This window comes from Salinicola sp. MH3R3-1, from assembly GCF_001937155.1.
Lineage (GTDB): Bacteria > Pseudomonadota > Gammaproteobacteria > Pseudomonadales > Halomonadaceae > Salinicola > Salinicola halophyticus.
In genome coordinates this window covers 22,659-41,201 of sequence record NZ_MSDP01000021.1, presented here as the reverse complement: position 1 = coordinate 41,201, position 18,543 = coordinate 22,659, and the positions used below count along the sequence as shown (strand labels likewise).

The following is an 18,543-nucleotide window of genomic DNA, read 5'->3' as shown; positions in this document are numbered from 1 at the left end:
CAAATGTTGTGCGTGCCAGACAGCCCTTTTGCTAACGCTTGAATCGATTTTCGGCCGACCGTGCATGAGCCGTCAGTGACTCGCCGCGCGCCAGCACGGAGGCGGTTCGACCCAGCATGTCGGCGCCTTCCGGCGAACACTGGATCAGGGACGAGCGTTTCTGGAAGTCGTAGACCCCCAGCGGCGAAGAGAAGCGCGCGGTCCCGGAGGTCGGCAGCACGTGGTTGGGCCCGGCACAGTAGTCGCCCAGGACTTCCGCCGTATAACGGCCCATGAAGATGGCGCCGGCGTGACGCACGCCTTCCGCCATCTCCTGTGGCGCCTCCACGGAGAGCTCAAGGTGCTCCGGCGCGATCCGGTTGATCAGCTCGACCGCCTGCGCCGGCCCGTCGCAGAGAATCAGCGCCCCGCGGCGAGCCAGCGACTCGCGAATGATCGCCTCTCGCTCCATCGTCGGTAGCAGACGCTCGATCGAGGCCAATACCGCCTCCAGGTGCTCCGCATTCCACGTCACCAGAATGGCCTGGGCGTCCTCGTCGTGCTCGGCTTGGGAGAACAGGTCCATCGCCAGCCAGTCCGGATCGGTTTCGCCATCGGAAACGACCAGAATTTCCGAGGGCCCCGCGATCATGTCGATCCCTACCTGGCCGAACACCGCTCGCTTGGCGGTGGCGACATAGATGTTGCCGGGCCCGACGATCTTGTCGACCCGCGGCACGGTCTCGGTGCCGTAAGCCAGCGCTGCCACCGCCTGAGCGCCGCCCAACGTGAAGACGCGATCGACGCCGGCAAGATGCGCCGCGGCCAGGACCAGTTCGTTGACGATGCCGTCCGGCGTTGGCACGACCATGATGATTTCCGCCACGCCAGCCACGTGCGCCGGCACGGCGTTCATCAACACCGACGAGGGGTAAGCGGCCTTGCCGCCGGGGACATAGATGCCGACCCGGTCGAGTGGCGAGACCTTCTGCCCCAGCACGGTTCCATCCGGCTCACTGTACTGCCAGGATTCCGGCTTCTGGCGCTGATGATAGGCGCGGATACGCTCGGCGGCGTGCTGTAGCGCTTCACGCTGCGTCTGCGGTACCGAGGCGAACGCTGCCGCCAGGCGATCGGCGCCGATCGTCAGCTCCGACATCGAGCTCACGGACAGACGGTCGAAGCGATTGGTGTATTCGATCACGGCGTCATCGCCGCGCTGACGGACGGCGGCAAGAATCTCCGCCACCCGCGAAGCGATCTCGTGATCGGACACTCCTTCCCAGGCCAGCAGCGACTCGAGTCGCGCCTCGAAGTCGACGTCCTGAGTGGTAAGACGGGCTATGGTCGTCATCTGGCTCATCTATCGATTCTCTCTAGGTTCGAACGACGCTGTCGATGCCGCTGCCTGAGTCCGCTCAGACGGCGCTCGCACCTCGGTCCTGGACCGCCTGACGCAAACGCTCGATCAGCGGCCGCAGGCGTTCGTGCTTCATCGTCATCGATGCCTTGTTGACCACCAGCCGAGTGCTGATGTTCTCGATCAGCTCGCGGGGCGCCATGCCATTGGCACGCAGCGTGTTGCCGGTGTCGACGATGTCGACGATTTCATCCGCCAGGTTCATCAGCGGCGCCAGCTCCATCGCGCCGTAAAGCTTGATCACCTCGGCCTGAATCCCCTGCTCCGCATAATAGCGGCGCGCCACGTTGACGAACTTCGTCGCCACGCGGCGCCGGGCATGAGCCGGCTGCGCGCCGACGATGCCCGCCGTCATCAGGCGGCAGCGGGAAATTCCCAGGTCGAGGGGCTCGTAAAGCCCTTCGGCCCCGTGCTCCAGCAGCACGTCCTTGCCGGCGACGCCGAGATCGGCCGCGCCTAGCTGCACGTAGGTCGGCACGTCGACAGCGCGAATGACCACCAGCTTGACGTCGGGCAGGTTGGTATCGAACAGCAGCTTGCGGCTCTTGCCGAAGTCGTCCGCCGGCGTGATACCGGCATCCGCCAGCAGCGGCAAGGTCTCTTCGAGGATACGGCCCTTGGAAAGCGCCAGAATCAGTTGGTTGCTCATGGTCTCTCTAGCCGTCGCTTAACCCGGCACGCGTCGAATGCGCGCGCCCAGTAGCTGCAGTTTCTCTTCGATGCACTCGTAGCCGCGATCGATGTGGTAGATCCGGTCGACCATGGTCTCCCCCTCCGCCAGCATCGCCGCAATGACCAGACTCGCCGAAGCGCGCAGATCCGTTGCCATGACCGGCGCGCCGGACAGCTTCTCGACGCCGGTCACCACCGCCGTGTTGCCCTCGAGTGCAATATGCGCGCCCATGCGGTTGAGCTCCTGCACGTGCATGAAGCGGTTCTCGAAGATCGTCTCGACCACGGTGCCGGTGCCTTCGGCCACGGCGTTCATCGCCACGAACTGCGCCTGCATGTCGGTCGGGAACGCCGGATAGGGTGCCGTGCGCAGATTGACGGCCTTGGGCCGACGTCCCTCCATGTCGAGCTCGATCCAGTCTTCACCGGTGGTGATAGTCGCGCCAGCTTCCTCGAGCTTCGCCAGCACCGCTTCCAGAATGTCCGAGCGCGTCTTGCGCACGCGAACACGACCGCCAGTCGCGGCCCCGGCAACCAGAAAGGTTCCGGTCTCGATACGGTCCGGCATCACCTCGTAATGACAGCCGTGAAGACGCTCGACCCCTTCGATCGTGATGGTATCGGTGCCCTGTCCACGAATATTGGCGCCCATGGCGATCAGGCACTCGGCCAGATCGACGACTTCCGGTTCGCGAGCGGCGTTTTCCAGCACGGTCGTCCCTTCGGCCAGCGTCGCTGCCATCAGCAGGTTCTCGGTCCCGGTCACCGTGACGGTGTCGAAAAAGATCGTGGCGCCCTTGAGCTTGCCATCCACACGCGCCTTGATGTAGCCGTTTTCGACCGTGATCTCGGCGCCCATCGCCTCGAGCCCGCGGATATGCAGGTCGACCGGCCGAGAGCCGATGGCGCACCCGCCGGGCAAGGACACATCGGCCGTGCCGAAATGCGCCAGCAGCGGGCCAAGCACCAGGATCGACGCGCGCATCTTCTTGACCAGCTCATAGGGCGCATGACAATCACGCACCTGCGAGCCGTCGATCTGGATGCTCATTTTCTCGCCCATGACCGGCTCGATGCCCATGCGCCCGAGCAGCTCGAGTGTCGTGGTGATGTCCTGAAGATGCGGCAGATTGCCGATGGTGACGGGCTCGTCGGCGAGCAGCGTCGCCGCCAGGATCGGCAGCGCGGAGTTTTTCGCGCCGCTGGCCCAGACCTCGCCATCGAGGGGCCCGTTGCCGGTGATGATCAGCTTGTCCATGAAGGTTCGCTATAGAATCGAGAGAGATGATCGACCCGAAGGTCCAGAACGACGTCCGGGCGTCGATTTTGAATCAAGCGCCTAGGTTTTCTGTGAATCAAGCGCCCAAGTTTTCAGGCGCCTTTTGCCACTGCGCCGGCGTAAAGGTCTTGATGGTGATGGCGTGCAGCGCGCCGGACGCGATCTCGTCGGATAGCGCGCCGTAGATCAGCTGCTGGCGCTTGACCGGGCTCATGCCGTCGAAGACATCGCCCACGGCGATCACCTGGAAGTTGCAGCCTTCGCCCTGAATATGAAACTCGCAGCCGTCGATCTGGTTCTCGAGGCGGCTTTTGACATCGCTGGGTTGCATGACGATCGGGCTCCCTTGTGACGGCTGCGCAGAATGCGCAGGGAAAGCGCCACATGGTAGCGGAAAGCGCCCCGTCTTGGCGATCTCGCCAGCGTGTAAAAACGCTGCAAGTCACCGAATGCTACGGGGCGCTCGGATGCGGGAGATGCTAGCGGCCGCCCGGTGCAGGCTCGGCGCAGGTCGTCTCTACGGCCGGCAGCAGTGGCGCCAGCTCGGTGATATCCATCAGTCGCTGAAGCGGCGCCGACAGCGAGACACGGCGCAACGTCAGGGAGTGACGATTGACGCTACGCACCCACACCAGCAGCACACTGAGAACGGCACTACTGGCGACCTGCACGCCGGTCAGATCGAACGAGACCTCGGTCTGTCCCGGCTGATCCGCCAACCAGTGCCGACCCGCCTGGGCCAGTGGGCCGGCACTGTCGAAGTCCGCCTCGCCGCGAATCGTCAGCACGTGATCGTCGACGACTTCCAGCGTGGCGTCCTTGCGCTCGAGCAGCAAGCTCACGCGTCGCCACCCTTCTGGAGCTCATCGGTACCCACTTCCGGCGCCCAGTTGTCGATCACTGCATCGATATCGCGATTGTTGTCACGCATCGACTGATCGAACTGATTGCGGAATGTCAGGCCAAGGTTGATACCGTTGACGATCACATTGATCACCTTCCACTGTCCGTCACTCTGACGCAGCGTGAAATTGACGGGATAGGTCTCACCGCTGGTAGAGACGACCTCCATCGATACCGACGCCTGGTCGTCGTAGCGACCCGCCTCCTGTTCGTCTTTCACTCGGAGTGTCTTGTAGTCGAACGTCACCAGGCCTCTGGCGTAGGTGTCGATCAGCGTCTTGCGGAACACCTTGACGAATTTCGAACGCTGCTCCGGTGAAGCGCCGCGGAAATAGCGGCCCATCACGCTGGCGCCGATGTATCGAAAGTCGGCCACTTCCGCCATGTTGGTATCGACTAGCTTCGCCAACTCGACTTCGTGCTCGGCGTAGTAGTCCTTCTTGCCATCCAGCTCGGACATCAGCGAGTCGACGCTCTGCTGAATGACCTGCGTCGGCGACTGTGCCGCCTGCGCCGGGGTAATGACGCTTGCCAAACACATCGCGATCAGCGTCAGCCCGGCCATCCAGACGCGGCGCGCCCAGGTATCGCGACTGGAAATACTCATGGCGTTACGTGCAGACATCATTTTCATCATCGACTCCTTGTCTACGATCTCGATCTATCGACTTATTTGGACATATTGGACACGAACTGCTGGATGAGTTCCTCCAGCACCAGCGCCTGCTGAGTATCGTGGATGACATCGCCGTCATGCAGCATGTCGGGCGCCCCGCCCACGGTCAGGCCGATGTACTGCTCTCCCAGCAACCCCGAGGTCAGGATCGCCGCCGTGGTGTCGTTGGAGAGCTTGCCGTCGTACTTCGAATCCAGCTGCATGGTGACCTTGGCATCGAACCACTTGGGATCGAGCTGGATATCGGTCACCTCGCCGATGCGTACGCCGGACATGGTGACCTTGGCCTGGGGCCGCAATCCGCCGATGTTGGCGAAGTTCGCACTCAGCGTGATGGTATCGTTGGGCATTCCCACGCCCAGGCCACTGACCCTGAGACCCAGGAACACCAGACCCAGAATGCCTGCCAGCATGAAAATGCCGACGCCCAGTTCCAGCAAATTATTGCGCTTCATCCTAGATCTCCAAACATCAACGCGGTGAGCACGAAATCGAGGCCCAATACCGCCAGCGAGGCGTATACCACCGTCCGGGTGGTCGCGCGTGAAATACCTTCCGAGGTGGGAACTAGGTCGTAACCCTGGAATACTGCGATCCAGGTCACGACCAGACCGAATACCAGGCTCTTGATCACACCGTTGAGAACGTCATCGACGAAGTCGACGCTGTCCTGCATGTTGCTCCAGTAGGAACCCTTGTAGACACCCAGCCAATCGACGCCGACCAGATACCCCCCCCAGATACCGACCACGCCAAAGAGAACGGTCAGGATCGGCAACGAAATGAAACCGGCCCAGAACCGCGGGGCGACGATGCGCCGCAGCGGATCGACACCAATCATCTCCATGCTGGTGAGCTGTTCGGTGGCCTTCATCAGGCCAATCTCGGCAGTCAGCGCAGAGCCCGCGCGGCCGGCGAACAGCAGCGCAGCGACCACCGGCGCCAATTCCCGGACCAGCGACAGCGCGACCATCTGGCCCAGAGCCTCGTCCGCCCCGAAACTCACCAGAATGGTGAAGCCCTGCAGCGCCAGCACCATTCCGATGAACAGCCCAGACACCAGCACGATCGCTACCGACATCACGCCAACGAAATGCATCTGGCGAAGCCAGAGATGAAAACCCTCGCGGGAAGGCAGGCAAAAGATCGACTGAATCAGGAACAGACCGGCTCGACCGATCGTGCTCAAGGTGTCGAGGGTGGCCCGACCCAGCGCGGCGATATATCGCGTCATGAGAACTGCCCTGCCGGCGCCAGAATGTCGTCGAAGAAATCCGGAGCCGGATAGTGAAACGGCACCGGCCCGTCGGGCTCGCCATGTACGAACTGCTTTACATGGGCATCGTCATTGACGTTGAGTGTCTGGGGAGTGCCATGCGCCATGACCCGGCCGTCGGCGATGATATAGACGTAATCCGCGATCGACAGTGTCTCCTTGATGTCGTGGGAGACCATTACGGCAGTCAATCCGAGGGCCTGATTGACCTTCTTGACCAGCTGCACCAGCACACCCATCGAGATCGGATCCTGACCCACGAACGGCTCGTCGTAGAGCACCAGCTCGGGGTCCAGCGCCACCGCTCGCGCCAGCGCGACACGCCGGGCCATGCCGCCAGACAACTCGGACGGCATCAGATGCCGCGCACCCCGCAACCCCACCGCCTGCAGTTTCATCAACACGATGTCACGAATCATCGCGTTGGGTAGTTCGGTATGAACCCGAAGCGGAAACGCGACGTTCTCGAACACGTCGAGGTCGGAGAACAGGGCACCACTCTGGAACAGCATGCCCATCCGGCGCCGCAGCGTGAACAGCGAACGCCGGGAAAGTTGGTGTACGTCCTGGCCGTCGATGAGGACCTGCCCTCGATCCGGCACCAGCTGCCCCCCGATCAACTTCAACAGGGTAGTCTTGCCGGTTCCGCTGGGCCCCATGATAGCGGTTATCTTGCCGAGCGGAATCTGCAGATCGACACCGCGAAAAATGTCAGTGTTGCCGCGGGAAAAGTGCAGATCCTTGACCTCGACCATAATCGGGTCATCCATGCAGCATCCACCAGTTCAGTGAGATTGATTATCGAACATTGTATCCTAACCTAACCGGCAGCGACCAGCCGTCACTCGACGATGACAAGACCCGCCACCGTCCCGGGGACGAATCCCCGCGCAAACGAAGGTATACTCTCTATCCTTTGCATCGCCTTTGAAGAATCGATCCGAGCGTGATGCTCTCCATACCGCGACCGATATGCATGCCATGACCGAATCCCGAACCGCTTCCGCCGAGCCGCCGAGCGAACCCACCGGGCTGGACTTTCGCGCCAGTGCCAGACGCACGCTGACGCTGGAACAGCAGGCCATCGGCGAACTGGTCGAGAAACTCGACGACTCTTTCGACGCGGCCTGCCGGCTACTGCTCGACTGCCGCGGGCGCCTGATCGTGACCGGCATGGGCAAGTCAGGCCACATCGCCCGCAAGATGGCGGCGACACTGGCCAGCACCGGCTCTCCGGCCTTCTACGTTCATCCCGGCGAAGCCAGTCACGGCGACCTTGGCATGATCACCGGCGACGACGTCGTCATTGCCCTGTCCAATTCGGGCGAGACTCAGGAAATCACCGGCCTGCTGCCGCTGTTCAAACGCCTCGGCGCACCGCTGGTCAGTCTGACCGGCCGACCGGCCTCCACGCTGGCCCGCTACAGCGACGTGCATATCGATGTCGGCGTTTCTCGCGAAGCCTGCCCCCACGATCTGGCGCCAACCTCGTCCACGACCGCCGCCCTGGCCATGGGCGATGCGCTGGCATTGGCACTGCTCGAGTCCCGTGGCTTCAGTGCCGAGGACTTTGCGCTTTCCCATCCCGGCGGCACGCTGGGCAAACGTCTGTTACTGCGGGTCGCCGATCTCATGCACGACGGCAACCGCCTGCCTCGCGTCGCCACTGGCAGCCCGCTGAGAGAAGCACTGCTCGAGATGACACTCAAGGGCATGGGCTTTACCTGCGTCGTCGATGAACACGGCGTGCTCGCCGGTGTCTATACCGACGGTGATCTCCGTCGAACGCTCGATCAGCGCGGCGATTTCACGCTGCTCCGGGTCGACGATGTCATGACTCGCGGCGGTAAGACGGCGACACCGGAGATGCTGGCTGCCGAAGCGGTGCGGATCATGGAAGACAACCGTATCACCGCGCTGGCCGTGGTCGAGAACGGTATTCCGGTCGGCGCGCTGCACATGCATGATCTGCTTAGAAGCGGCGTGATCTGAACTACGCGGCGTCAAGACCATGCGGCGTCAAAGCGAGAAGGACCCGCCGAGCGCGTCGTCCATCCGGGCATCTATCGCACCGTCTATCGAATCATGGACCCAAGCGTAGATCATCAGGTCGATCACGACACCGATCAGAGCACCGACAAGCGCCGATCGTTGCCGCTTGATGAATGCACGCTCGATGAATACGACCGCTATCCTAGATAGCCGATCATGACCCAATCGACCCACACGAGGAGAATCCGTGGCCAAGACGACCCGATTTCAGTCTCCCTGGTGGCGCCGCCTCGGCCTGCTGGTACTGCTGCTGGCACTGGGGGGTGGCTTGACCTATCTGGACCAGCGCGGGGACAACGATAGCGGAGAAACTCTCGGCAATACCGCGGGCGAACCCGACTACTACCTCGAGGATGCCAGCATGACCCGCTACGACGAGCAGGGCCGTGCCTACCAGCGGCTGGAAACGCCTCGCCTGGTGCATACGCCGGCCGATGACATCATTCGCACCCAGACCCCTCATGGCTACCTGACCGATGACCAGCAGCGCCAGTGGCAGGTGACCAGTGACACGGGCATCATGAATCGTAGCGGCGAGCAGTTGACGCTGGAAGGCAACGCGCGCCTGGTACAGCCGGAACAGGCCTGGAGCCTGGAGACCCGAACGCTGCATTACGACAGCCGCAAGGCGCACGTCTGGAGTGACACGTCCGCCGTGTTGCGTCAGCATGACCAGAGCATGCGTGGCGACCGCTTCGATGCCTGGATCGATGAAGATCGTATGCGCCTGACCGACAACGTGCAGGGACGCCTGCCACAGCAATCCCAGTCACAGCAACCCAAGGATCAAGGATCATGAGGCGAGAACTCGGCCAACTTCTGGTGCTGACGACGCTGGGCATCGCAAGCTTCTCGGCGAACGCGCTGGAAAGCGACGCCAGCGCGCCGATCGAGATCGCGGCGGACCAGCTCGATATCGATGACCGTCAAGGTACTGCCGTCTACACCGGCGGTGTCGACATGCAGCAGGGCAGCATGCATCTCAAGGCTGCGCGGGTCGATATCCAGCGCGCCGACAACGGTCAGGTCGGCCAGGTCACGGCCAAGGGCGGGGGCAGCGAGCGCGCCTATCTCGAACAGAAGCCGGGGGCCGACCAGGAACTGGTCAAGGGCTGGGGCGATACCGTGGTCTATCACGCCGCAGAACGGCGGGTGGAGCTGATCGGTAACGCCGAACTGCACCAGGGCGGCGATACTTTCGACGGCGCCTACGTCGAGTACTATCTCGACTCACGCCGCGTCCAGGCTCGCGCCAGCCAGGACAGCGACGGCAACAGCGACGGCCGCGTCCGCATGACGCTGACCCCGCGCGAATCGTCCCAATAGCACCTCGATCGCGCCCGGATCCCGAGGGTGCTCGAGACCCGATATTCGAAGTGAGCGGGCCAGATGCCGATCTCCGTCGCGATCGCGACGGTCTGCTCTGCCCCGCGTTGTGCCGTGACAAGGAACGACCGAATGAAAACGCTGACGGCCGCCAATCTGGCCAAGAGCTACAAGGGACGCCGCGTCGTCCATGATTTCAGCCTGACCCTGCGTCAGGGCAGCATCGTTGGCCTGCTGGGCCCCAATGGGGCCGGCAAGACCACGTCTTTCTACATGATCGTCGGCCTGGTCAAGGCGGATGCGGGAAGCGTCCATATCGACGATCACGACCTCAGTCGCGCCCCGATGCACGACCGCGCCCGCGCCGGGATCGGCTATCTGCCGCAGGAGGCCTCGATCTTTCGCAAGCTGAGCGTGGCCGACAACATCATGGCCATCCTCGAGACCCGCAAGGATCTGGACCGTGCCGGACGCCGCCATCATCTCGAGCAGTTGCTCAACGATTTTCATATCGACCACATCCGTGACAACCTCGGCATGAGCCTGTCCGGTGGCGAACGTCGCCGCGTGGAAATCGCCCGGGCACTGGCTACCGAGCCCGCCTTCGTACTGCTCGACGAACCCTTTGCCGGTGTCGATCCGATTTCGGTCGGCGATATCAAGCGTATCGTCCGCCAGCTTCGTGATCGCGAAATCGGCGTACTGATCACCGATCATAACGTGCGCGAAACGCTCGATATCTGCGATAACGCCTATATCGTCGGCGATGGCCAGATCATCGCGGAAGGTCGTCCGGACGCCATTCTCGACAATCAGCGCGTGCGTGACGTCTATCTGGGTCACGAATTCCGGCTATGACCGCCTTGCGAACCGGCACCAACTGATGCGAGCCACTGGCATGTTTCTTGCATCGTTTTCCTGCATAAGTCGTTGCACGCTACCCGATCAGTCAGTAACGTAGTCCCCTTCTCGTTGATTGTGACGATCGCCTCACCATGTCCATGAAGCCCTCGCTGCAACTTAGAGTCGGCACGCAGTTGACCATGACGCCTCAGCTCCAGCAGGCGATTCAACTCCTGCAGCTGTCGACGCTCGACCTTTGCCAGGAGATCCAGCAAGCCCTCGAATCCAATCCGATGCTGGAGCTGGAAGAACCCTATTCCGAAGAGCCCTGTTCCGAAGAAGAGTCTCAGGAAGCGCCCGAGGACGACTGGGCAAGCGATATTCCCGACCAACTGGCGCTCGACAGCGACTGGAGCGACACCTACCAGGATGCCAACGCGGGCTCGCTCAGTGGCAACGGCAGTAGCAGCGAAGACGCGCCGGATTTCGACCGCAATGCAATCGCCACCAGCCTGCACGACCATCTGTCATGGCAACTGGCGATGGGGGATTTCGACGGCCGCGAGCGCGAGCTGGGCGAATGCCTGATCGACGCCATCGGTGACGACGGCTATCTCACCGGCTCACTCGACGAGCTCGCCGCCGGCCTCCGAGCCCAGCGCGGCGAAAGCGTCAGCACGGCGGACCTCGAGCATGTTCTGATGCGAGTACAGCAGTTCGATCCCACCGGGGTCGGCGCCCGCGATCTGCGCGAATGCCTGTTGCTTCAGCTCGGCACGCTGGCGAGCGAAACCCCGCTGCTGCCCCAGGCCAAGCGGCTGGTACGTCAGTTTCTGGAGGCACTGGCCGGCAACGACCGACGCCTGCTCATGCGGCGCCTGCGCCTGGAAGAAGACGAACTCGACTGCGTCATCGCCTTGATTCGCACGCTCGAACCTCGCCCGGGGCAGCGCTTCGATACCAGTCGCGACCACTACGTGATTCCCGATCTCGTCGCCACGCCCTCCCCCGAGGGCTGGCGTATCGAACTCAACGCCGAATCACTGCCGCGCCTGCGCATCCAGCCGGACTACGCAGCGCTGATCAAACGCGCCGACAAGAGCGACGACAATATCTTTCTGCGCCAGCACCTTCAGGAGGCCCGCTGGCTGCTCAAGAGCCTCTCCAGCCGCAACGACACCCTGTTGCGCGTCGGCCGCGAGATCATGTCGCGTCAGGTCGATTTCCTCGCCCACGGCGAGGAAGCCATGAAACCGCTGATCCTGGCCGACATCGCCGGCAGCGTCGAACTGCATGAATCGACGATTTCCCGCGTCACCACCCAGAAATACATCCACACGCCTCGCGGCGTCTTCGAATTGAAGTATTTCTTCTCGAGTCAGGTCGGTGGCCAGCGAAGCGATGGCGATAGTTATTCGAGCACCGCGATTCGCGCCCGACTCAAGAAGCTGATCGGCGAGGAGCCACCGCGAAAGCCGCTCTCGGACAGCAAACTGGTCGAATTGCTGGCCCAGTCGGAAATCTGCGTCGCCCGGCGGACCGTGGCCAAATATCGTGAAGCCATGGGCATTCCCTCCTCCAGCGAACGCAAACGTCTGGCTTGAGTCCGAGCGGAAGATCAACCAACGCTCGCCAATCTACGTCAGATCGATCACGATGACTTTGCAGTGCCCTGAAAAGGGTTACAATCCGAAGTGCCATCTGCCGCAACAGGAGCGTGCCATGCAAGTGAACGTTACCGGCCACCATGTCGAGCTGACCGACGCCCTACGGGACTATGTCGGAGAGAAGCTCGTTCGTTTAGAGCGTCACTACGACAACATCACCAATGTTCAGGTCACCCTGAGTGTCGAGAAGGAGCGTCAACAGGCTGCCTGTACCCTGCATGCCGCTGGCGCCGACCTACACGCCGAGGCTAGCGAAACCGACATGTACGCCGCCATCGATTCGCTGGCCGACAAACTCGACCGTCAACTGGTCAAACACAAAGAGAAGGCACAAGCCCGCGCCCAAGGCGCTGGCGCCCGTTAACGCCTGATGATGACACTGGAAAGCATTCTGCCCCCCGAACGTACCCTTTACGGGGTCACGGGGGGCAGCAAAAAACGTCTGCTGGAATTCTTCAGCACCTTCATCGCCCAAAACACACCCAGCCTGGATAGCCAGGAAGTTTTCAGTCGTCTGATCGGCCGCGAGCGGCTGGGCAGCACGGGAATCGGTCACGGCGTTGCCATTCCCCATGCGCGCAGCCCTCACTGCAAGGTGCCGGTGGCCGGTTTCATGCGCCTGGAGGATGCGATCGACTTCGATGCGATCGATGGCGAACCGGTCGACCTGGTGTTCGTACTGCTGGTGCCGGAAGAGGCCGATGAAGCCCATCTCTCGCTGTTGGCAGAAGTCGCCGGCATCATGAGCCAGAGCAGCGTCCGCCAGCAGTTGCGTCAGGTCGAGACGCAGGCCGCGCTGCACGATGCGCTGGTCGACGCCATCCGCCACCACAGCAGCGACGACGGTTAAATCAGGACGGACAAACCATGCAGCTCGTCATCATCACCGGCCTCTCGGGATCGGGAAAATCGATCGCCTTGCAGGCGCTGGAAGATCTGGGCTACTACGCCATCGACAACCTTCCGGCCAACCTGCTGGCGCCGCTGATTGACGAGCTGCGCGGCGCGCCGCCCTCGCGGTCCAATGTTGCGGTCAGCATCGATGCCCGTAACCTCCCGGAGTCGCTAGAGCGCTTTCCGGGCCTGCTGGAGGCGGTGCGCGAGCGCGGCATCGACACCCAGGTCGTCTATCTGACCGCCGATGCCAAGATCCTGCTCGAGCGCTACTCGGCCACCCGTCGACGCCATCCGCTGACTCGCGGTAACGACATGACGCTGGCCGAGGCCATCGATCACGAGCAGGAGTATCTCGCACCGATTCGCCGCATGGCCGACCTGGTGATCGACACTCGCGGATTATCGGTACACGACCTGCGGGGGCGGATCAGCGAACAGGTCGCCAGCCACCGCGGCGGACGCCTGACCCTGACCTTCGAGTCTTTCGGTTTCAAACGCGGCGTGCCGCTGGATGCCGACATGGTGTTCGATGCACGCTGTCTGCCCAACCCGTTCTGGGATCCCGGCCTTCGCACCTACGACGGCCGCGACCAACCGGTCATCGAATTTCTGGAGTCCTATCCCGACGTTCACGCCATGGCCGACGACATTCACGCCTGGCTCGATCGCTGGTTACCGGCCTACCTGGCCAGTCATCGCAGCTACCTGACGCTGGCGATCGGCTGTACAGGGGGCCAGCATCGTTCGGTCTATCTGATCGAGCGGCTGGCTCACCATTTCCATCATGAAGCCGTCGATACCCGGCTTCGTCATCGCGAACTCGGTATTCATACCGAACTCTCGACGGCGTCGGTATCGCTGGCTGCGCCGTCAAAAGAGGCAGGATCATCCGAGCACGATGCCAACACGTGAACTTCGTCTGACCAACCGCCGCGGGTTGCATGCCCGGGCCGCCACCAAGCTGGTGCAGTGCTGCCAGCCGTTCTCCGTTCGCGTCGCCATCCACCATGGCGAACGCCGCGCGGACGCCGCCAACATCATGTCCCTGTTGATGCTCGCCGCCCCCTGCGGTACCGAATTGACCGTGGTAACCGACGGCGACGAGGAAGAGGCTGCCATGGAGGCGATCGTCGCGCTGTTCGAGGCGCGTTTTCACGAGGACGAATAGCGCTCACGCTTCCGACCCATTCGTGAACAGTGTTCTACATCCTCGTCATTTTTTTCGACGATGGTAGAATGCTCATCCTACCGCCAGTCGCTCAAGGATGACCGTTCAGGATGAGCAACAATCCCGAAAAACTGCAGCCCCGGCTGGCCAAGCTCAACGAAGCCCTCGAAAGCGGCGCACTGGACCAGGCCAGGCGCATGCTCAATCGGGGGCTGGCGCCGGTAGACGTCGCGCATCTGCTGGAGTCCACGCCGCCCAAGGAGCGCGAGATCCTGTGGGGTTTGCTGGATCCCGACCTCCACGGCGATGTGCTGCAGTATCTGGGCGACGACGTCCAGATCGAATTCCTCAACCGCATGGACGCGGAACAGCTGCTGACGGCCACCGAAGGTCTCGATGTCGACGATCTCGCCGACCTGCTGCAGCAACTTCCCAACACCGTCATCCAGGAAGTCCTCCAGTCGATGGAGGCACAGGAGCGCCAGCGGGTCGAGGCCGTCCTCTCCTATCCCGAGGATACCGCCGGCGGCTTGATGAACCCGGACGCGATCACGATCCGCCCGGACATCACGCTGGACGTGGTGCTGCGCTACCTGCGCCGCCACGAGCGCCTGCCCGATGCCACGGATACGCTGCTGGTGGTCACGCGTCGCGACGAGCTGATCGGCATTCTATCGCTCAACCGCCTGCTGGTATCGGACGTTTCGGTGCTGGTGCGTGAGGTCATGGAGACCGACTTTCACGCGATCCAGGCCATCGCGTCGGACACCGACGTCGCCACCCTTTTCCAGAAGCACGACCTGATTTCCGCACCGGTCGTCGGCATCGACGGCAAGCTGCTCGGCCGCATCACCATCGATGACGTGGTCGACGTCATCCGCGAAGACGCCGAGCATCAGGTCATGAGCATGGCGGGTCTGGACGAAGACGAAGACACCTTCGCGCCAGCACTGAGAACCAGCCGCCGGCGTGCGGTCTGGCTGGGCATCAACCTGCTCGCAGCGACCATCGTTTCCATCGCCATCGGCTTCTTCGAAGATACGATTCAGCAGATCGCCGCGCTCGCCGTGTTGATGCCGATCGTCTCCAGCATGGGCGGCATCGCCGGCTCCCAGACCCTGACCGTGATGATCCGCGGTATCGCACTCGGCCACGTCTCCGGCGCCAACGTTCGTTGGCTGCTGGTGCGCGAGCTGCTCGTCGGCATGACCAACGGCCTGATCTGGGCGGTCGTCGTGGGGACGATGTCGGTGTTTCGCTTCGACGACATTCGGCTGGGCGAGATCATCGCCATGGCGATGGTGATCAATCTGACCGTCGCGACCCTCGCCGGCACGTTGATCCCGGTGCTGCTCAAGAAGTTCAAGATCGACCCGGCGCTCTCCGGCGGCGTCCTGCTGACCACCATCACCGATGTCGTGGGCTTCGTGGCCTTCCTGGGACTGGCAACCGTCTTCTACCTGTAGCGGCGATAGCAAGACCGCGAAGGGAAACCATGCAGAGAGGCTTGTTAATCGGCCGGGTAGAAAGCCCCGTAGACAGGCCTTATATCTTCTAAAGGTCTAGTGGAAAGGCACGGGATCACCCCGCTCAAGTTTCAGGCCGCGCGGGTTTCAGGCCGCGCGGGTTCCAGGCCGCTGATGCAAGCAAGGAGACGCCAATGAACTTCCACACCCGCAAGTGGATCAAACCCGAGGATCTCAATCCCAACGGCTCGCTCTTCGGCGGCAGTCTGTTGCGGTGGATCGACGAAGAGGCCGCGATCTACGCCATCATTCAGCTGGGTAACGCCCAGGTGGTGACCAAATACATCTCGGAGATCAACTTCGTCTCCAGCGCCCGCCAGGGCGACATCATCGAGCTCGGCATCACCGCCACCCATTTTGGCACCAGTTCAATCACGCTGGAGTGCCACGTTCGCAACAAGATCACGCGCAAGAGCATCCTGACGATCGACAGGATGGTCTTCGTCAATCTGGGCGAGGATGGGACCCCGGCAGCCCACGGGCGCACCGAGATCACCTATATCAAGGACCGCTTCGACGCCTGAGGCCGCGAGCCGCCGGTTTCTGTCAGAAAAAAACGTCAGCGACGCCGTCGCTGACGTTTTTTCGTAGCTCGTAGCTCGTAGCTCGTAGCTCGTAGCTCGTAGCTCGTAGCTCCAGCCTCTACTGCCCCGCGATCGTCATCGAATCGAGCAGCCAGCTGCCGGTCTGGATGCTGCCGCGCCGATCGATGTCGTCGCCGATGCCCTGCAGGCCGGCAAACATGTCGCGCAGGTTGCCTGCCACCGTGAACTCCTCGACCGGGTGGGATATCCGGCCATTCTCGATCCAGAAGCCGGCCGCACCACGCGAATAGTCACCGGTCACCGGATTGAGGCCTTGCCCCATCATCTCGGTCACCAGAATGCCCGTGCCCATCTGCTGCATCAGACTCTCCAGCGGCGTCGTCGGCGCCTGAATGCGCACGTTGCGCGCTCCGCCCGCGTTGCCGGTGGTCTCAAGCCCCAGCCGGCGAGCGCTGTAAGCCGACAGCATGTAGCTCGCCAGCTTGCCGCGATCGATGAACACGTTGTCGCGGGTGGCCACGCCGTCGCCATCGAACGCCGCGCTCGCCATGCCACCGATCTCTTGCGGATGCTCGCCCAGCGAAAACCACTCGGGGAACAGCGTCTCGCCCAGTTGATCGCAGAGAAACGAGGACTCCCGGTAGAGCGCGCCGCCGGCGATGCTGTTGAGTAGATTGCCGACCAGACTGCGTGCCATGTCCGGTGCCAGCAGTACCGGCAGCCGCCCGGTCTTCGGCCGCTGGCCGCCCAGGCGGCGTAGGGTGCGTTCCGCCGCACTGATGCCCACCGACTCCGGGCTTGCCAGATCGGCGGACTTGCGCGCGGTGGTGAAATCATGATCGCGCTGCATGGCGTCGCCGCTGCCGCCGATCAGCAGGCAGGAGAGCGAATGTCGCGTCCCCCGCTTGCTGCCGAGGAAGCCATGGCTGTTGGCATAGACCGTCACCACCTCGGAGGAAGAGAGGCTCGCTCCCTCGGAGTTGGTGATCCCGGGCCGCTCGCGTCCGGCGTTCTCGCAACGCAGCGCCAGCTCGATCGCCTCGTCGGTGCTCAGCGCCCACGGGTGATGCAGATCCAGATCCGACAAGTCGGTTGCCATCAGCCGGGCGTCGGCAAGGCCCGAGGCCGGGTCTTCGCCGGTGTAACGCGCGATAGAGATGGCCTTTTCGACGACTGCGCGAAGGGAGGCATCGCCGGCATCCGACGACGACGCATTGCCCTTGCGATTGCCAACGTAGACCGTGACCGCGATACCCTGATCGCGAGACAGTTCCACGGTCTCGGTTTCACCGAGACGCACGCTCACGCCCAGCCCCTGGTCCACACTGGCGCCGACCTCGCAGGCATCCGCGCCCATCTGTGTGGCAAGGTCCAACGCCATGCTGGCACGCTCTTCGAGACGCGACTGCTGCGCCTCGGCATTGAAGGCTTGGCTCATCTCAAACTCCTGATTCGTAAAACTCGGATCATAGACATCACAGTCAAAAACCTGATCGAAAAACGGGTCGGAAGACGGCGACAATCAAAGCGTTTCCGCTCAAGAAGACCTCGGCCAGCGACGCCATCAGCACGGATTCGCGCATCGAACGGACGCGAGACGTGGGCTAGCCGGATCACGCTGATATACTGCGGCCCTCATTCGTCGCCAGGGTCAAGATCATGGGTAGAAAATCGGACAACGACACGCCTTTCGAGGATGACGCGCCGCCCAGCAGAAGCCAGCTCAAACGCGAGATGCAGGAGCTACAGGCGCTGGGCGAACGCATCATCGCGCTGGACCCCGCCGTCCGAGCCCGGCTGCCGCTTTCCGACGACATGCGCGAGGCCGTCGAGGAGACCGGTCGCGTTCGCTCCCACGAAGGCCGGCGCCGCCACATGCAGTATGTGGGCAAGGTCATGCGCAAGGAGGATCGGGACGCGATCCGGGCGGCGTTCGAAGAGATCGACAATGAACACGTCCAGCGCAACGCTGCCTTCCACCGGCTCGAACAGCAGCGCGATCGGCTGATCGAAGACGACGAAGCGCTCGAGCCGTTCATCGAAGCGCACCCCCAGGTCGATCGCCAGGCCCTGCGCCAGCTGATTCGCAACGCCCGTAGCGAAAAACAGCGTGGCAAGCCGCCCGCCAGTTCGCGCAAGCTGTTCCAGCTGATCCGCGATACCGCCGGCCTTTGATCTGTCCGTGACGCCTTCACTGTGCGGCGCGGCCGAGCAATGGCCAGGCTAGGCGAAAACCGACAAGGCAGCGGAGTTGATGGGTTATCGATGAGCATGCCGATGCCGGTTGTCGACGCCGCATGGCCGAAGCGCAGGC

At 62.6% G+C, this 18,543-nt stretch carries 22 protein-coding genes; 12 read left to right on the top strand and 10 right to left on the bottom strand.

Annotation, left to right across the window (positions count from 1 at the left end; translation table 11 throughout):
* Positions 1-31 precede the first annotated feature (31 nt).
* The 9 genes from hisD to BTW08_RS13800 all read right to left on the bottom strand — a co-directional run bounded on the left by hisD (position 32) and on the right by BTW08_RS13800 (position 6,975).
* Positions 32-1,342, bottom strand: coding sequence for a histidinol dehydrogenase (hisD, locus tag BTW08_RS13840; RefSeq protein WP_075563117.1), 1,311 nt, complete (start codon positions 1,340-1,342; stop codon positions 32-34).
* Positions 1,343-1,397: 55 nt separating this feature from the next.
* On the bottom strand, positions 1,398-2,048 hold the full coding sequence (gene hisG / locus BTW08_RS13835) for an ATP phosphoribosyltransferase (protein WP_075563116.1): 651 nt from the start codon (positions 2,046-2,048) through the stop codon (positions 1,398-1,400).
* Between the two features lie 18 nt (positions 2,049-2,066).
* On the bottom strand, positions 2,067-3,329 hold the full coding sequence (gene murA / locus BTW08_RS13830; RefSeq protein ID WP_075563115.1) for a UDP-N-acetylglucosamine 1-carboxyvinyltransferase: 1,263 nt from the start codon (positions 3,327-3,329) through the stop codon (positions 2,067-2,069).
* A 97-nt stretch (positions 3,330-3,426) separates the two neighbouring features.
* On the bottom strand, positions 3,427-3,681 hold the full coding sequence (locus BTW08_RS13825) for a BolA family protein (RefSeq protein ID WP_075563114.1): 255 nt from the start codon (positions 3,679-3,681) through the stop codon (positions 3,427-3,429).
* Positions 3,682-3,829: 148 nt separating this feature from the next.
* A complete protein-coding gene (locus BTW08_RS13820; protein WP_075563113.1) occupies positions 3,830-4,192 on the bottom strand; it encodes an STAS domain-containing protein in 363 nt (120 codons plus the stop codon).
* Positions 4,189-4,818 carry an ABC transporter substrate-binding protein gene (locus BTW08_RS13815; protein ID WP_075563176.1) on the bottom strand — a complete coding sequence of 210 codons (630 nt, stop codon included), beginning with the start codon at positions 4,816-4,818 and terminating at the stop codon, positions 4,189-4,191. The genes BTW08_RS13820 and BTW08_RS13815 overlap by 4 nt, the downstream gene beginning before the upstream one ends.
* A gap of 104 nt (positions 4,819-4,922) precedes the next feature.
* Positions 4,923-5,384 (bottom strand): outer membrane lipid asymmetry maintenance protein MlaD, encoded by a 462-nt coding sequence (gene mlaD, locus BTW08_RS13810; RefSeq protein ID WP_075563112.1) that lies wholly within the window; start codon positions 5,382-5,384, stop codon positions 4,923-4,925.
* Positions 5,381-6,163 (bottom strand): lipid asymmetry maintenance ABC transporter permease subunit MlaE, encoded by a 783-nt coding sequence (gene mlaE, locus BTW08_RS13805; RefSeq protein WP_075563111.1) that lies wholly within the window; start codon positions 6,161-6,163, stop codon positions 5,381-5,383. The genes mlaD and mlaE overlap by 4 nt, the downstream gene beginning before the upstream one ends.
* Entirely contained in the window at positions 6,160-6,975 is an 816-nt protein-coding gene (locus BTW08_RS13800; protein WP_075563110.1) for an ATP-binding cassette domain-containing protein, read from the bottom strand. Before BTW08_RS13800 ends, mlaE begins: the two co-directional genes overlap by 4 nt.
* Positions 6,976-7,186: 211 nt before the next feature.
* On the opposite strand from BTW08_RS13800, the gene BTW08_RS13795 reads away from it, so the two are divergent.
* From BTW08_RS13795 to BTW08_RS13740, 11 genes are all read left to right on the top strand, one after another.
* Positions 7,187-8,197, top strand: a complete 1,011-nt coding sequence (locus BTW08_RS13795; protein WP_075563175.1) for a KpsF/GutQ family sugar-phosphate isomerase — start codon at positions 7,187-7,189, stop codon at positions 8,195-8,197.
* A 247-nt stretch (positions 8,198-8,444) separates the two neighbouring features.
* On the top strand, positions 8,445-9,056 hold the full coding sequence (gene lptC / locus BTW08_RS13785) for an LPS export ABC transporter periplasmic protein LptC (protein ID WP_075563108.1): 612 nt from the start codon (positions 8,445-8,447) through the stop codon (positions 9,054-9,056).
* Positions 9,053-9,583, top strand: coding sequence for a lipopolysaccharide transport periplasmic protein LptA (gene lptA / locus BTW08_RS13780; protein WP_075563107.1), 531 nt, complete (start codon positions 9,053-9,055; stop codon positions 9,581-9,583). The genes lptC and lptA overlap by 4 nt, the downstream gene beginning before the upstream one ends.
* 132 nt (positions 9,584-9,715) lie before the next feature.
* Positions 9,716-10,441: an LPS export ABC transporter ATP-binding protein gene (lptB, locus tag BTW08_RS13775; RefSeq protein WP_075563106.1), complete on the top strand. Its 726-nt coding sequence runs from the start codon at positions 9,716-9,718 to the stop codon at positions 10,439-10,441.
* Between the two features lie 137 nt (positions 10,442-10,578).
* Complete coding sequence (locus BTW08_RS13770) at positions 10,579-12,030, top strand: RNA polymerase factor sigma-54 (protein ID WP_075563105.1); 1,452 nt, start codon at positions 10,579-10,581, stop codon at positions 12,028-12,030.
* A 118-nt stretch (positions 12,031-12,148) separates the two neighbouring features.
* Positions 12,149-12,457, top strand: a complete 309-nt coding sequence (gene raiA, locus BTW08_RS13765; RefSeq protein ID WP_075563104.1) for a ribosome-associated translation inhibitor RaiA — start codon at positions 12,149-12,151, stop codon at positions 12,455-12,457.
* Between the two features lie 9 nt (positions 12,458-12,466).
* The gene (locus BTW08_RS13760; RefSeq protein WP_075563174.1) at positions 12,467-12,943 is read left to right on the top strand and encodes a PTS sugar transporter subunit IIA; all 477 of its coding nucleotides are present in this window, start codon (positions 12,467-12,469) and stop codon (positions 12,941-12,943) included.
* A 17-nt stretch (positions 12,944-12,960) separates the two neighbouring features.
* Positions 12,961-13,902 carry an RNase adapter RapZ gene (gene rapZ, locus BTW08_RS13755; RefSeq protein ID WP_075563103.1) on the top strand — a complete coding sequence of 314 codons (942 nt, stop codon included), beginning with the start codon at positions 12,961-12,963 and terminating at the stop codon, positions 13,900-13,902.
* Positions 13,889-14,158 (top strand): HPr family phosphocarrier protein, encoded by a 270-nt coding sequence (locus BTW08_RS13750; RefSeq protein ID WP_075563102.1) that lies wholly within the window; start codon positions 13,889-13,891, stop codon positions 14,156-14,158. Before rapZ ends, BTW08_RS13750 begins: the two co-directional genes overlap by 14 nt.
* Before the next feature lie 110 nt (positions 14,159-14,268).
* Positions 14,269-15,624, top strand: coding sequence for a magnesium transporter (mgtE, locus tag BTW08_RS13745; protein ID WP_075563101.1), 1,356 nt, complete (start codon positions 14,269-14,271; stop codon positions 15,622-15,624).
* A gap of 194 nt (positions 15,625-15,818) precedes the next feature.
* Complete coding sequence (locus BTW08_RS13740; RefSeq protein WP_075563100.1) at positions 15,819-16,208, top strand: hotdog domain-containing protein; 390 nt, start codon at positions 15,819-15,821, stop codon at positions 16,206-16,208.
* Positions 16,209-16,326: 118 nt separating this feature from the next.
* On the opposite strand, the gene pmbA is transcribed toward BTW08_RS13740, so the two are convergent.
* Entirely contained in the window at positions 16,327-17,667 is a 1,341-nt protein-coding gene (gene pmbA, locus BTW08_RS13735; protein WP_075563099.1) for a metalloprotease PmbA, read from the bottom strand.
* 221 nt (positions 17,668-17,888) lie between these two features.
* Between pmbA and yjgA the strand changes: the two genes are divergently transcribed.
* Positions 17,889-18,404, top strand: a complete 516-nt coding sequence (gene yjgA / locus BTW08_RS13730; protein ID WP_075563098.1) for a ribosome biogenesis factor YjgA — start codon at positions 17,889-17,891, stop codon at positions 18,402-18,404.
* The last annotated feature ends 139 nt before the right edge of the window (positions 18,405-18,543 follow it).

Excerpts from the sequence above, each read along its gene's own strand:
- hisD (WP_075563117.1), bottom strand. The coding sequence starts at position 1,342 with ATGAGCCAGATGACGACCATAGCCCGTCTTACCACTCAGGACGTCGAC.
- hisG (WP_075563116.1), bottom strand. The coding sequence starts at position 2,048 with ATGAGCAACCAACTGATTCTGGCGCTTTCCAAGGGCCGTATCCTCGAA.
- murA (WP_075563115.1), bottom strand. The coding sequence starts at position 3,329 with ATGGACAAGCTGATCATCACCGGCAACGGGCCCCTCGATGGCGAGGTC.
- BTW08_RS13825 (WP_075563114.1), bottom strand. The coding sequence starts at position 3,681 with ATGCAACCCAGCGATGTCAAAAGCCGCCTCGAGAACCAGATCGACGGC.
- BTW08_RS13815 (WP_075563176.1), bottom strand. The coding sequence starts at position 4,818 with ATGGCCGGGCTGACGCTGATCGCGATGTGTTTGGCAAGCGTCATTACC.
- mlaD (WP_075563112.1), bottom strand. The coding sequence starts at position 5,384 with ATGAAGCGCAATAATTTGCTGGAACTGGGCGTCGGCATTTTCATGCTG.
- mlaE (WP_075563111.1), bottom strand. The coding sequence starts at position 6,163 with ATGACGCGATATATCGCCGCGCTGGGTCGGGCCACCCTCGACACCTTG.
- BTW08_RS13800 (WP_075563110.1), bottom strand. The coding sequence starts at position 6,975 with ATGGATGACCCGATTATGGTCGAGGTCAAGGATCTGCACTTTTCCCGC.
- BTW08_RS13795 (WP_075563175.1), top strand. The coding sequence starts at position 7,187 with ATGACCGAATCCCGAACCGCTTCCGCCGAGCCGCCGAGCGAACCCACC.
- lptA (WP_075563107.1), top strand. The coding sequence starts at position 9,053 with ATGAGGCGAGAACTCGGCCAACTTCTGGTGCTGACGACGCTGGGCATC.
- lptB (WP_075563106.1), top strand. The coding sequence starts at position 9,716 with ATGAAAACGCTGACGGCCGCCAATCTGGCCAAGAGCTACAAGGGACGC.
- BTW08_RS13770 (WP_075563105.1), top strand. The coding sequence starts at position 10,579 with ATGTCCATGAAGCCCTCGCTGCAACTTAGAGTCGGCACGCAGTTGACC.
- raiA (WP_075563104.1), top strand. The coding sequence starts at position 12,149 with ATGCAAGTGAACGTTACCGGCCACCATGTCGAGCTGACCGACGCCCTA.
- BTW08_RS13760 (WP_075563174.1), top strand. The coding sequence starts at position 12,467 with ATGACACTGGAAAGCATTCTGCCCCCCGAACGTACCCTTTACGGGGTC.
- rapZ (WP_075563103.1), top strand. The coding sequence starts at position 12,961 with ATGCAGCTCGTCATCATCACCGGCCTCTCGGGATCGGGAAAATCGATC.
- BTW08_RS13750 (WP_075563102.1), top strand. The coding sequence starts at position 13,889 with ATGCCAACACGTGAACTTCGTCTGACCAACCGCCGCGGGTTGCATGCC.
- mgtE (WP_075563101.1), top strand. The coding sequence starts at position 14,269 with ATGAGCAACAATCCCGAAAAACTGCAGCCCCGGCTGGCCAAGCTCAAC.
- BTW08_RS13740 (WP_075563100.1), top strand. The coding sequence starts at position 15,819 with ATGAACTTCCACACCCGCAAGTGGATCAAACCCGAGGATCTCAATCCC.
- pmbA (WP_075563099.1), bottom strand. The coding sequence starts at position 17,667 with ATGAGCCAAGCCTTCAATGCCGAGGCGCAGCAGTCGCGTCTCGAAGAG.
- yjgA (WP_075563098.1), top strand. The coding sequence starts at position 17,889 with ATGGGTAGAAAATCGGACAACGACACGCCTTTCGAGGATGACGCGCCG.